The 12,244-nt window shown below is 67.8% G+C and carries 15 protein-coding genes and 1 other RNA gene; 5 read left to right on the top strand and 11 right to left on the bottom strand.

All coding sequences use genetic code 11. The annotated features are described in order from the left end of the window. Positions 1–69: 69 nt before the first annotated feature. The 9 genes from gcvH to PSm6_RS11370 all read right to left on the bottom strand — a co-directional run bounded on the left by gcvH (position 70) and on the right by PSm6_RS11370 (position 9,428). The gene (gene gcvH, locus PSm6_RS11410; RefSeq protein ID WP_021218224.1) at positions 70–459 is read right to left on the bottom strand and encodes a glycine cleavage system protein GcvH; all 390 of its coding nucleotides are present in this window, start codon (positions 457–459) and stop codon (positions 70–72) included. 46 nt (positions 460–505) lie between these two features. Then, positions 506–1,588, bottom strand: a complete 1,083-nt coding sequence (gcvT, locus tag PSm6_RS11405) for a glycine cleavage system aminomethyltransferase GcvT (RefSeq protein WP_265170233.1) — start codon at positions 1,586–1,588, stop codon at positions 506–508. Positions 1,589–1,778: 190 nt separating this feature from the next. Beyond that, positions 1,779–3,398 (bottom strand): ABC transporter permease, encoded by a 1,620-nt coding sequence (locus PSm6_RS11400; protein WP_265170232.1) that lies wholly within the window; start codon positions 3,396–3,398, stop codon positions 1,779–1,781. Positions 3,399–3,466: 68 nt separating this feature from the next. After that, on the bottom strand, positions 3,467–4,468 hold the full coding sequence (locus tag PSm6_RS11395; protein ID WP_265170231.1) for an extracellular solute-binding protein: 1,002 nt from the start codon (positions 4,466–4,468) through the stop codon (positions 3,467–3,469). A 115-nt stretch (positions 4,469–4,583) separates the two neighbouring features. Further along, positions 4,584–5,801 carry a 2-octaprenyl-3-methyl-6-methoxy-1,4-benzoquinol hydroxylase gene (locus PSm6_RS11390; protein WP_184488305.1) on the bottom strand — a complete coding sequence of 406 codons (1,218 nt, stop codon included), beginning with the start codon at positions 5,799–5,801 and terminating at the stop codon, positions 4,584–4,586. Between the two features lie 9 nt (positions 5,802–5,810). Then, entirely contained in the window at positions 5,811–6,293 is a 483-nt protein-coding gene (locus PSm6_RS11385) for a DUF4442 domain-containing protein (protein ID WP_184488304.1), read from the bottom strand. 8 nt (positions 6,294–6,301) lie between these two features. Continuing rightward, positions 6,302–7,486, bottom strand: a complete 1,185-nt coding sequence (ubiH, locus tag PSm6_RS11380; protein WP_043244252.1) for a 2-octaprenyl-6-methoxyphenyl hydroxylase — start codon at positions 7,484–7,486, stop codon at positions 6,302–6,304. Continuing rightward, positions 7,486–8,820 (bottom strand): Xaa-Pro aminopeptidase, encoded by a 1,335-nt coding sequence (gene pepP / locus PSm6_RS11375; protein WP_265170230.1) that lies wholly within the window; start codon positions 8,818–8,820, stop codon positions 7,486–7,488. The genes ubiH and pepP overlap by 1 nt, the downstream gene beginning before the upstream one ends. A 44-nt stretch (positions 8,821–8,864) precedes the next feature. Beyond that, positions 8,865–9,428, bottom strand: coding sequence for a YecA/YgfB family protein (locus tag PSm6_RS11370; protein ID WP_043244232.1), 564 nt, complete (start codon positions 9,426–9,428; stop codon positions 8,865–8,867). 157 nt (positions 9,429–9,585) lie between these two features. Here PSm6_RS11370 and PSm6_RS11365 point away from each other — a divergent pair, with 157 nt between their 5' ends. From PSm6_RS11365 to PSm6_RS11350, 4 genes are all read left to right on the top strand, one after another. After that, positions 9,586–9,795 (top strand): TIGR02449 family protein, encoded by a 210-nt coding sequence (locus PSm6_RS11365; protein ID WP_021218215.1) that lies wholly within the window; start codon positions 9,586–9,588, stop codon positions 9,793–9,795. After that, positions 9,792–10,106, top strand: coding sequence for a cell division protein ZapA (locus PSm6_RS11360; RefSeq protein WP_021218214.1), 315 nt, complete (start codon positions 9,792–9,794; stop codon positions 10,104–10,106). The genes PSm6_RS11365 and PSm6_RS11360 overlap by 4 nt, the downstream gene beginning before the upstream one ends. A gap of 34 nt (positions 10,107–10,140) precedes the next feature. Further along, positions 10,141–10,319: non-coding RNA, 6S RNA (gene ssrS / locus PSm6_RS11355), on the top strand. Between the two features lie 8 nt (positions 10,320–10,327). Beyond that, on the top strand, positions 10,328–10,933 hold the full coding sequence (locus PSm6_RS11350; protein WP_043244233.1) for a 5-formyltetrahydrofolate cyclo-ligase: 606 nt from the start codon (positions 10,328–10,330) through the stop codon (positions 10,931–10,933). Between the two features lie 34 nt (positions 10,934–10,967). Here the strand turns inward: PSm6_RS11350 and PSm6_RS11345 are convergent, their stop codons facing one another. Next, entirely contained in the window at positions 10,968–11,096 is a 129-nt protein-coding gene (locus tag PSm6_RS11345; protein WP_021218212.1) for a hypothetical protein, read from the bottom strand. A gap of 203 nt (positions 11,097–11,299) precedes the next feature. On the opposite strand from PSm6_RS11345, the gene PSm6_RS11340 reads away from it, so the two are divergent. Beyond that, positions 11,300–11,749 carry an EVE domain-containing protein gene (locus tag PSm6_RS11340; RefSeq protein WP_265170229.1) on the top strand — a complete coding sequence of 150 codons (450 nt, stop codon included), beginning with the start codon at positions 11,300–11,302 and terminating at the stop codon, positions 11,747–11,749. Between the two features lie 23 nt (positions 11,750–11,772). Here the strand turns inward: PSm6_RS11340 and PSm6_RS11335 are convergent, their stop codons facing one another. Beyond that, on the bottom strand, positions 11,773–12,189 hold the full coding sequence (locus tag PSm6_RS11335; RefSeq protein ID WP_021218210.1) for a flagellar basal body-associated FliL family protein: 417 nt from the start codon (positions 12,187–12,189) through the stop codon (positions 11,773–11,775). Positions 12,190–12,244: the final 55 nt, after the last annotated feature.

The raw sequence follows: 12,244 nt of genomic DNA, 5'->3' as shown, positions 1-12,244 counted from the left end.
GGCTGGTCGGAGGACCGGCCGGAGGGGCATCGGCCGCCACCCCGGGCGGGGCGGCGAGCCGCTGTAGCGTCAGGCGTCGGAGTCGGCGGATGCCTTGTAGGCGGCGGCGTCCAGCAGCTTGTCCAGCTCGGCGGTGTTGGCCGGCTTGAGCTTGAAGAACCAGGCGCCGTAGGGATCGTTGTTGACCTCTTCAGGGGAGTCGGTCAGCAGCTGGTTGACGGCGATCACCTCACCGGAAACCGGCGAGTAGATGTCGGAAGCGGCTTTCACCGACTCGACGACACCGGCTTCCTGGCCCGCAGCCAGGGTCTTGCCGACATCCGGCAGCTCGACGAAGACCACGTCGCCCAGGGCTTCCTGGGCATGGTCGGAAATGCCCACGGTAACGCTGCCATCGGCTTCCAGGCGGGCCCACTCGTGGCTGGGGGCGTAACGCAGATCGGCGGGGATATTGCTCATTGTTCAGGCTCCTCAAGGACGGCGGCGGTCGGCCCGCCAGGAAAATTTAGATCAAGGCTTTGCCATTGCGTACAAAGTTCGGCTGGACGACGCGAACCGGGTACCACTTACCGCGAATTTCCACTTCGGCGCGCTCGCAGGTCCCCGCCGGCAGGCGGGCCAGGGCGATGGACTTGCCCAGGGTGGGCGAGAAGCTGCCACTGGTGATTTCACCGTCGCCCACGCCTTCCACCCGCACCACCTGGTGGGCACGCAGCACGCCGCGCTCCTCCAGCACCAGGCCGACCAGCTTGGGCTGGGCACCACCGGCGCGCTGGGCCTCCAGCACGTCACGGCCGATGAAGTCGCGGCCGGCGGGATCCCAGGCGATGGTCCAGGCCAGGTTCGAGGCCAGGGGCGAATTGTCTTCGTCCATGTCCTGGCCATAGAGGTTCAGGCCCGCTTCCAGGCGCAGGGTGTCGCGGGCGCCGAGGCCGATGGGCGCGATACCGGCGCCCACCAGCTCGTTGAGGAAGCCGGCCGCCTGGTCACGGGGCAGCATGATTTCCAGGCCATCCTCGCCGGTGTAACCGGTGCGGGCGATGAACCAGTCGCCCTCGGGCAGGCCCTGGAAGGGCTTGAGTTCGTGGATCAGGGAGGCGCGGGCGCTGCTCACCAGCTCGGCGGTGCGGTGGCGCGCGGCGGGGCCCTGGATGGCAAGCATGGCCAGTTCACTGCGCTCGTCGAGGCGCACGTCGAAGCCGTCGGCCTGCTTGTGCATCCAGGCCAGGTCCTTGTCGCGGGTGGCAGCGTTGACCACCAGGCGGTAGCCGCTGGTGGTGAGGTAGACGATGAGGTCGTCGACCACGCCGCCACGCTCGTTGAGCATCGCGCTGTAGAGGGCTTTGCCGGGGGTCTTGAGGCGCTCGACGTCGTTGCTCAGCAGGCGCTGGAGATAGGCCTGGGCCTGGCTGCCGGCTACGTCCACCACCGTCATGTGGGACACATCGAAGACGCCGCAATCGGTCCGCACCTGATGGTGCTCATCGACTTGCGAGCCGTAGTGCAGCGGCATGTCCCAGCCGCCGAAATCGACCATCTTGGCCCCCAACGCCAGGTGCAGATCGTAGAGGGGGGTACGCTGTCCCATGGGTTTCTCCTTCCGGGCTTGGCGAAGATGCGGACGGGCGCTGGAACCCTTGTCGGGCCTGGCTTTCCGTGGCCTCGACGGCAGGTCGTGACGCCCTTTCAAGCAGACGCGCCGCAACGAATGGCGCGCATTGTAGCCGCAAGGCGGAAGACTGGACACCCGACGGCTGACCCAGCGGTCACGTCATGTTTCAGCGCCCGAAGCCCCGGGCGGAACGGCGGATCAGGCCGATGACCGGCAGCAGCCCGACCAGCACCAGGCTCAGGGCCGGCAGCGAGGCGCGGGCCCATTCGCCTTCGCTGGTCATCTCGAAGATGCGCACCGCCAACGTGTCCCAGCCGAAGGGACGCATCAGCAGGGTGGCGGGCATTTCCTTGAGCACGTCGACGAACACCAGCAGCGCCGCACTCAGGGCGCCGGGCACCAGCAGCGGCAGGTAGACCCGCAGGAACAGGCGCGGCCCACCCACGCCGAGGCTGCGCGAGGCCTCCGGCAGCGACGGGCGGATGCGCGCCAGGGCGCCTTCCAGCGGCCCGTGGGCCACCGCCATGAAGCGCACCAGGTAGGCCAGCAGCAGCGCCGTCAGGCTGCCCAGCAGCAGCGGCTTGCCGGCGCCACCGAGCCAGCCGGAAAGCGGCACCACCAGCTCGCGGTCGAGCCAGCTGAAGGCGAGCATGATGGCCACCGCCAGCACCGAGCCGGGCAGCGCGTAGCCCAGGTTGGCCAGGCCCACGGCGGCGCGGATCGGCCGGGTCGGCTCCAGGCGCCGGGCGAATACCAGCAGCAACGCCACCGAGACCGTGATCAGCGCGGCCATGGCGCCCAGGTAGAGGCTGTGCAGGACCAGCCCCAGGTAGCGCTCGTCGAGGTCGAAACGGCCGCGCTTCCAGCACCAGGCAAGCAACTGCAGCAGGGGGATGACGAAGGCGCAGGCGAACACCAGGCCGCACCAGGCGCTAGCCGCCCAGGCGCGGACGCCGCGCAGGTGATACAGGGCGGCGCCACGGGGCCGTTCGCTGGCCGGCCGGGTCACGCCCCGAGCGCGGCGTTCGCCGTAGAGCACCAGGCACACGCCGAGCAGCAGCAGGCTGGCCAGCTGGGCTGCGGTGCCAAGGCTGAAGAGGCCGTACCAGGTCTTGTAGATGGCGGTGGTGAAGGTGTCGAAGTTGAACACCGAGACGGCACCGAAATCGGCCAGGGTCTCCATGATTGCCAGGGCCAGCCCGGCGCCGATGGCTGGCCGCGCCATGGGCAGGGCCACGCGCCAGAACGCCTGCCAGGGGCTGAGCCCGAGGGTGCGTGCAGCTTCCATCAACCCGCGCCCCTGGGCCAGGAAGGCGCTGCGCGCCAGCAGGTAGACGTAGGGATAGAACACCAGCACCAGCACGGTGATCACGCCGCCGGTGGAGCGCACCCGGGGCAGGCGCACGCCGCTGCCGAACCACTCGCGCAGCTGGCTCTGCACCGGCCCGGCGAAATCGAACAGGCCGATGAAGACGAAGGCCAGCACGTAGGCGGGGATGGCGAAGGGCAGCATCAGCGCCCAGTCCAGCCAGCGCCGCCCGGGAAACTCGCAGAGGCTGGTGAGCCAGGCCAGGCTGACGCCCAGCAGCGTCACCCCAAGGCCGACACCGAACACCAGCACCAGGCTGTTGCCCAGGAGGCGCGGCAGCTGGGTGTCCCACAGGTGCGCCCAGATCTCCCGGTCCACCTCGTGCCAGGACAGCACCAGTACGCAGAGCGGCAGCAGCACCAGGGCGGCGATGGCGACGGTGACGGGGTACCAGCGGCACTGGGCGGGACGCTTCAAGCGGAACTCTCGGGCAGAGCGGGAAGGGGGATGACACGGGGCGCCCGGGTGAGCGCCCCGTGGAGGGGTCAGTGCCAGCCGACCCGGTCCATCATGCGGATGGCTTCGGCCTGGCGCTTGCCGGTGACTTCCACCGGTACGTCATCAGCCTTGAAGGCCCCCCAGGCGGCCACTTCGGCCGAAGGCTTCACCGCCGGGTTGGCGGGGAATTCCTGGTTGACCCCGGCGAACAGGCTCTGCGCCTCGGGGGTGGTCATCCACTCCACCAGCGCCTTGGCCGCTTCGGGATGGGGCGCATGGCGGGTCAGGCCGATGCCGGAGAGGTTGACGTGCACGCCACGGTCGGCCTGGTTGGGCCAGAACAGCTTGGCGCGCAGCTGCGGGTTCTGCTGGTGCAGGCGCCCGTAGTAGTAGGTGTTGACGATGCCGACGTCGCACTGGCCGGCGTCCACCGCCTGGATCACCGCGTTGTCGTCGGCGAAGGGGTCGGTGGCCAGGTTGTTGACCCAGCCCTTGAGCACCTTCTCCGCCTCGGCGGCGCCGCGGGCCTCGATCAGGGTGGCGATCAGCGACTGGTTGTAGACCTTCTTCGAGGAGCGCAGGCACAGGCGGCCTTCCCAGTTGGCGTCGGCCAGGGCCTCGTAGGTGGAGAGCTCTTCCGGTTTCACCCGGTCGGTGGAGTAGACGATGGTGCGCGCGCGCAGCGAGAGGCCGGTCCAGCTGTCGCTGCCGGAGCGGTATTGCGCGGGGATGTTGGCCTTGATGGCGGGGGAGCTGAAGGGCTGCAGGATGCCCATCTGTTCGGCCTGCCAGAGGTTGCCGCCGTCCACGGTGAGCAACAGGTCGGCCACGCCGTTCTCGCCCTCGGCCTTGATGCGTTGCATCAGCGGGGCTTCCTTGTCGGTGATGAACGTGATGGGGACGCCGGTCTTCGCGGTGTAGGCGTCGAACACCGGCTTGATCAGCTCGTCGATGCGTGACGAATAGACCACCACTTCATCGGCCGCCTGGACGGAGGTGGCACCCAGGCCGACGGCCAGGAGCGTGAGCAGGGAGTTGCGCGCCTTCATTTGCGAATGCCTCGCGGTAGCCAAAAAGGAGCCAGATGATAATAAACCTCAGTTGGCATCCGGCTCCGCTTTGTATGACGAGGTGTTTCGCACGGGCCGCGAGCGCGGCCCGGGATCAGACGCGGGCGAGTTCCGGCAGGTCGCCGGACAGGCCCAGGGCCTGGCGCACGAACAGCGCCTTGGCCTCGGGCAGGCCGTCCACCAGGCCCAGCCCGGCGTTGCGCAGCCAGCGCAGGGGCAGCGGGTCGGCCTGGAACAGGCGCTGGAAGCCTTCCATCGCCGCCATCATCCCCAGGTTGTGCGGCATGCGTCGGCGCTCGAAGCGGCTGAGCACACGTTCATCGGCCAGGCGCTCGCCACGGCCATGGGCGTGCAGTAGCACCTCGGCCAGCACCGCAGCGTCGAGGAAGCCGAGGTTGACGCCCTGCCCGGCCAGCGGGTGGATGGTGTGGGCGGCGTCGCCGACCAGTGCCAGGCCCGGTTCCACGTAGCGCTTGGCGTGGCGCTGGCGCAGCGGGATGCACAGGCGCGGGTCGGCGGCCTCGATGTTCCCCAGGCGATGCTCGAAGGCCTTGCCCAGTTCGACGCGGAAGGCCTCGTCGTCCAGCGCCATGAGGCGCGTGGCCTGCTCGGGCGTGGTGGACCAGACGATGGAGCACCAGTGCTCGTCGCCCTGGCGGTCCAGGGGCAGGAAGGCCAGCGGGCCGTCGTCGGTGAAGCGTTGCCAGGCGGTGCGGCGGTGCGGTTGCTCGCAACGCACGCTGGTGACGATGGCGTGGTGCAGGTAATCCCACTCGCGGGTGGCGCAGCCGGCCAGGCGGCGCACGGCGGAGTTGGCGCCGTCGGCGGCGATCACCAGCGGGGCGCGCAGTTCGCGGCCGTCCACCAGGGTCAGCAGCCAGTCATCGCCGGAGCGGCGCAGGTTTTCCAGGCGGGCATTGGGCAGCAGGCCGACGCCGCTGTCGTGCAGGGGCTCCAGCAGGGCCTCCTGGATCACCCGGTTCTCGACGATGTGGCCGAGCACCTCGGCATGCACGCTGGCGGCGGAGAAGTGGATGTTGCCGGTGCCGGAACCGTCCCAGACCTGCATCTCGCCATAGGGGCTGGCGCGGCGCGCGGCGACGCCGTCCCAGGCGCCGAGGCGCTGGAGGATGCGCTGGCTGGCAACGGACAGGGCGCTGACCCGGGGCTCGAAGGCGGCCTCGGCGTCGAAGGGCTTGATGCTCAGGGGGCTGCCGTCGATCAGGATGATCTCCAGGCCGCTGTCCTTGAGCGCCAGGCCGAGGGCACTGCCCACCATGCCGGCACCGACGATGATCAGATCCGCTTGCATGTGCATTCCTTAGGCGGCTTGCCGCGCGCGCGGCTTGAGCCGCACATAGAGTGTCTTGTGCACCCTGGCGACCAGGGTGCCTTCGCCGTCGTGCACGTCGACGTGCAGCTCGGGCAGGTATTTGTCACCGTCAGCGGTGTGCTGGCGGATGCGCTCCAGCAACCCGTCGTCGACCCGGAACTCGGCGTAGACCGGGCCTTTGCCGGGGGAGACGAAGTCGATGCTGGCGGCCTTGTCCCAGACGATGTAATCGCGCCCGAGCAGGTTCATCAGCATCAACATGAAGAAGGGGTCGGTCATGCTGTAGAGCGAGCCGCCGAACTGGGTGCCGACGTAGTTGCGGTTGTACCAGCCCAGCGCCAGTTTGACTCGTACCAGACGGAAGTCTGCGCTGATCTGCCGCACGCGAACACCCGCCCCGAGGTAGGGCGGGTAGATGTTCAGCGCCCAGCGCAGGAAGCGCGCCTTGCGCGCCATTGAACGGTCGTGCATGACGCGGCTCAGATGGGGCGGGTGCCCAGGCCCATGGCCTGGCGAGCGAACCAGCGCTTGGCGGGCGGCAGCAGGTCGAGCCCGAGCAGCCCCAGGTTGCGCCCGCTGGCCAGCAACGGCTCCTTGTTGGAAAACAGGCGGGTCACCTGGTCGGAGAAGCCGACGGTGAGGTCCTGGTCCAGGCGCTGGCTGTCGAGGTAGCGCTGCAGGGTGGCGAAGTCGCCCAGGGGCGCTTCGCTGGCCAGCAGCGTTTCGGCCAGGGCCACGGTGTCACGCAGGGACAGGTTGTAGCCCTGCCCGGCGATGGGGTGCAGGCTGTGGGCGGCGTTGCCCAGCACCACCAGGTTGGCGCGCACCTGCTCCTCGGCTTCCACCAGGGTCAGCGGGTAGAGGTGCCGCGCCCCCACCTGGTTGAAGGCGCCCAGGCGGTAGCCGAAGGCTTCCTGCAGCTCGGCGAGGAAGGCACGGTCGTCGAGGCGCGACAGGCGCTCGGCGTCCTTGCCCGGGCGGGTCCAGACCAGCGCGCAGCGGTTGTCCGCCACCGGCAGCATGGCCATCGGGCCTTCGTCGGTGAAGCGTTCGAAGGCCTGGCCGCGATGGGCTTCCATGGGGCTGACGTTGGCGATCAGCGCGGTCTGCCCATAGGGGTTGCGCTTGACGCCGATGCCCAGCTGCTCGCGCAGGCCGGAGCGGCCGCCATCGGCCAGCACCGCCAGGTCGCAATCGAGCTGGGTGTCATCGTTGAGGCTGAGGCGATAGCCGTCCGCCAGGGGCTCCATGCGCACCACCTCGGCGGGGCATTGCCAGGTGACCACATCGGCATCCAGCGCCTGCCACAGGCACTGGCCGAGCCAGGCGTTCTCCACCACGTAGCCGAGCGCCGGGACGCCCTCCTCGATGGCGGCCAGGCGCGCGGCGCCGAAGCGGCCACGGTCGGACACGTGGATCTGCAGGATCGGCTCGGCGCGGCGGGCGATGGCCTGCCAGAGGCCGAGGCGCTCGTAGATCTGCCGGGTGCCGAAGGACAGCGCGGAGGAGCGGGCGTCATAGCTCGGCTGGTAGCTGTCGCCCGGGGCGAAGGGTTCGATCAGGGTGATCTTCCAGCCCCGCGCCTTGGCGCCTTCCTGCAGGGCCAGGGCCAGGCTGGCGCCTACGAGGCCGCCGCCGATGATTGCCAGTTGGGTGCGTTGCATCATGCGGCCTCGGTACGTGCGGCGGCCATCAGGGCCTCGATTTCGGCGACCGTCTTGGGTACGCCATCGGTGAGGATCTCGCAGCCCTTCTTGGTCACCACCACGTCGTCCTCGATGCGCACGCCGATGCCGCGCCACTTCTTCGCCACGTTCTGGTTGTCCACGGCGATGTAGATGCCGGGCTCGACGGTCATGGCCATGCCGGGCTCGAGCACGCGCCACTCGCCGCCGACCTTGTATTCGCCGACGTCGTGCACGTCCATGCCCAGCCAGTGGCCGGCACGGTGCATGTAGAAGGGTTTGTAGGCTTCGCTGGCGATCAGCTCGGCGACATCGCCCTGGAGCAGGCCGAGTTCCACCAGCCCGGCGGTGATCACCCGCACGGTGGCTTCATGGGCTTCGTTCCAGTGCTTGCCGGGGGCGATCTCGAGGAAGGCGGCTTCCTGGGAGGCCAGCACCAGCTCGTAGATGGCCTTCTGCTCGGGGCTGAAGCGGCCGCTGACGGGGAAGGTGCGGGTGATGTCGCTGGCGTAGCAGTCCAGCTCGCAGGCGGCGTCGATCAGCACCAGGTCGCCGTCCTTCAGCTGCGCGTCGTTCTCGCGGTAGTGGAGGATGCAGGCATTGCGGCCCGCCGCGACGATGGAGCCGTAGGCCGGCATCTTCGCGCCGCCCTTGCGGAACTCATATTCCAGCTCGGCTTCCAGGCTGTATTCGTAGAGGCCGGCACGGGCGGCCTGCATGGCACGCACATGGGCACGGGCGGAGACCTCGCCGGCCTCGCGCATGACCTTGACCTCGGCGGCCGACTTGTACAGGCGCATGTCGTGGAGCAGGTGGTCGAGGGCGACGAATTCGTTCGGCGGCTGCGCACCCTGGCGCGCCTTGGAGCGGATCACGTTGACCCACTCCATCAGGTGCTGGTCGAACTCGGGGTTGGTGCCGATGGAGTAGTAGACGCGCTCGCGGCCTTCGATGAGGCCGGGGAGGATGTCGTCGATATCGCCGATGGGGAAGGCGTCGTCGGCACCGTACTCGCCGATGGCGCCGTCCTGGCCGGCACGCAGGCCGTCCCACAGCTCGCGCTCCGGGTCACGCTCGCGGCAGAAGAGCACGTACTCGCCGTGCTCGCGACCGGGGATCAGCACCAGCACCGCCTCGGGCTCGGGGAAGCCGCTGAGGTACTGGAAGTCGCTGTCCTGGCGGTACACGTGCTCGACGTCACGGTTGCGGATGTGAACCGGCGCCGCGGGCAGGATGGCGATGCTGTTGGGCACCATCTGCGCCATCAGCGCCTTGCGGCGACGGGCGAATTCGGACTTCGGGATACGGGTCATGCGCGCTCCTTACCAAGGGGCGCCCATGCGCCCGTGACGCGGGTTCAATGCAGAGAGGTTTTCGGCGCTGGAGCCACCGGCGCGGGCTTGCGGGCACACTCGCTGAACAACAGCAGGGGCGCCACGCGCAGGTACTCCATCACTTCCATGTAGTCGGTCTCGCCGTCCTCGGAATCTTCCAGGGCGCTTTGCACCTGGGCGATGGAGGCGAGGTCCTGAAGCACTTCGACCGCCTCGCCGGACAGTGCGCCTTCGCGAGCGGTCAGGCCGAAGCCGCCGAGGAAGCCCTGGCACCACTGGCCAAGGGCGGCGGCGCGATCGGCCAGCGGCGTTTCGTCGTCGGGCAGCAGCAGCACGACAGCCATCTCGCTGCCGGTGAGTTCGTCCTTGACCATCTCCTGCAGGCCGATCAGGGCCTGGCGCAGGTTGTCCTGCGGGGCGCTGCCGAGCAGCTCGGCGGCATCCTCCAGCCAGGGCTCGGCTTCGAAGCCCGCGCCGGCGCAGCTACGCCCCAGCAGGAGGCCATGAAGCTCGGCGGGAGAGACGGGCTGACCGCTGGTGGCGAGCAGGGTGGCGAAGGCGGAATACGGGGAATTGGAACTGGGCATGGGTGGCTAGGCGCCAGACGGCGCAATCACTAGAATGACGGCCTCGTATCCTAGCATCGGCACGCGCGCCAAGACCATCGACCGCCGCCGACGGGTTTGACCCTGGATCGGGCCGTTCCTATATAGTCCGACCCTTCATCGCCCAAGTAGAGAGCCCATGGAAGACGCGGAACTGCAAGCCCTCACCGCCAAGCTGGAGCTCCTGATCCAGCGCGTTGAGCAGCTCAAGTCGCAAAACCGGCAACTGCAGGCGGCTGAAAAAGCCTGGAAAGAAGAACGCGCCCATCTGATCGAAAAGAACGAAATGGCCCGGCAGAAGGTCGAAGCGATGATTTCGCGCCTGAAAGCCCTGGAGCAGGATTCATGACCCAGCCGAATACCGTCACTGTCCACATCATGGACAAGGAATATTGCATCGCCTGTCCTTCGGACGAGCGCGCCAACCTGGAGAGCGCAGCCCGCTACCTGGACGGCAAGATGCGCGAGATCCGCACCAGCGGCAAGGTCATCGGCGCCGACCGCGTCGCCGTGATGGCGGCTCTCAACATCACCCACGAACTGCTGCACAAGCAGGAGCGCCTCGACCAGGAAGCCACCTCGACCCGCGAGCGCGTGCGCGACCTGCTGGAACGTGTCGATCATGCGCTCGCCGCTGATCCGGATGGACACGAAGCCTGACGCCAGAGCCTTCTGTTGGGGTATACTCGCCGGCAGCTCCCTGGTGTGTTTGCCAGTCGGTGATGTCCCTGAGCCGATACGCACAACCACGGGGGTTGTAAGTGGGGCCGGTGTGCATGTCCGCCTGACGGAAAGCCTTAACGCCTCCTGCAACCTCCACCTTGAACTTTCGGGTTCAAGGGCTAAACCGACAGCGGCATAACCGGGGAGTCGTACCCTTCATGATCAGCGCCGGCACTCTCTCCCGCCCGGCCCTGCGGCGCCTACTCAGGCAGACACGCCGCACTCTCTCTCCTCTCGAACAGCAACGCGCCGCCCGCGACCTTTACCGCCAGCTTGCCCAGCATCCGTTGTTCCGCCGTGCGCGCCATGTGGCGCTGTACCTGCCGGCCGACGGCGAGATCGACCCGCGCCCGCTGCTGCGCGAGGCCCAGAAGCGCGGCAAGGCCACCTACCTGCCGGTGCTCAAGGCCTGGCCGCCGACGCGCATGGTGTTCCAGCGTCTGCGCCCGGGCGAGCGCCTGGTGCGCAACCGCTTCCGTATTCTCGAGCCCCGCGCCAATCAGTCGCAGCAACGGCCGGTCTGGACGCTCGACCTGGTGCTGTTGCCGCTGGTGGGTTTCGACGAGGAAGGCGGGCGCCTGGGAATGGGGGGCGGTTTCTATGACCGCAGCCTGGCGTACCGCGCGCGGCGCAAAAATTGGCAGAAGCCGACGCTGCTGGGGCTGGCCCATGAATGCCAGAAGGTGGATCGCTTGCCGTTGGCCAGCTGGGATGTGCGCCTGCAGGCGACGGTGACGGACGGGGACTGGTATCGCGGAAACTGAAGCGGCGCCGCGTTCCTTGCGGCGCCCTCGGAAATCAGGGCTGCTGGATGCTGACCGGCGCGCCTTGGCGCTGTTCCCACAGGCTCTGGGTGTAACCCGTGGTAACCACGCCCAGGCCGAAGAGTATGACCAGTACCCAGAGAAGATCGGGTTTGCGTTTCATCGGATTGCCTCCCCCTTCAAGGCAAACGTGCCGCGATGACTTGCGGCGGGTGCTTTTAATTATGGGCTGCCTGGCGGCATCCGGCTTAAAGTGCGGCATTCTCCGGCAACGATGGGGAACACGCAATTTATGACGCCAGCCGACCGTCGGCCCGTTGGTGATTTTTCGTCCGCGACAAGGACCGGACGGCAGGAGCAAAGTTCATGCCTTATTGGTTGATGAAATCGGAACCCGACGAACTGTCGATCCATGACCTGCAGCGGCTGGGCCGTGCACGCTGGGACGGGGTGCGCAATTACCAGGCGCGCAACTTCATGCGTGCCATGCAGGAGGGCGAATTGTTCTTCTTCTACCACTCCAGCTGCCCGGAACCGGGCATCGCCGGGATCGCCCGCATCGTCGGCGCCACTTATCCGGACCCAACGGCCCTGGACCCGCAAAGCCACTACTTCGATGCCAAGGCCAGCCACGAGAAGAACCCCTGGAGCGCCCTGGACGTCGAATTCGTCGAGGCATTCCCTACGGTCATCCCGCTGGCGACGCTGAAGGCGCAAGCGGCACTGGAAGCGATGCCGCTGGTGCAGAAGGGGTCGCGCCTCTCGGTGATGCCGGTGCGCGACGAGGAATGGCAGGCGGTGCTCGCGCTGCGCTGAGCGCGAGCCCAGGCCCAGTCAGCTCAGGGCTGGATGATCAGGTTGTTGAACAGCAGGTCGTCCACCAGAGGCTTGCCTTCTTCCTGCTGCAGCACCTGCTGCACCTGCTTGAGCGCTTCCTGGCGCAGCTTCTCCTTGCTGTCCGGCGTGGCCAGGCTGTCGTCGGTCTGCTGGGAGAACAGCATCACCAGCTGATTGCGGATCAGCGGCTCGTGGTACTCCACAGACTTGGCCGCGTCCGCGCCCGCCACCTGCAGGGAGATATCGGCCTTGTAGTACTTCAGCTTGGGGCCCGCCCCGTAGTTGCCCACCAGCGCTGGCGTCAGGCCGACGTAGGCGATCTTCGGGGCTTCGCCCTCCTTGGGTTCTTCCTTCTCCTCGTTGGCCAGGGCGGCGAAGGGGATGAGCAGGGCCAGCAACAGTGCGAGGGTGGTTTTCACGGGTGTGATTCCTGAATAAGCGTGCAACTAGCATAGCCAGACCTGCTCGCCGGCC

Origin of the sequence: Pseudomonas solani (assembly GCF_026072635.1) — a bacterium.
GTDB classification, from domain to species: domain Bacteria; phylum Pseudomonadota; class Gammaproteobacteria; order Pseudomonadales; family Pseudomonadaceae; genus Metapseudomonas; species Metapseudomonas solani.
Note: the sequence above shows the minus strand (reverse complement) of the source record. Positions and strands in the feature narration are given on the sequence as shown.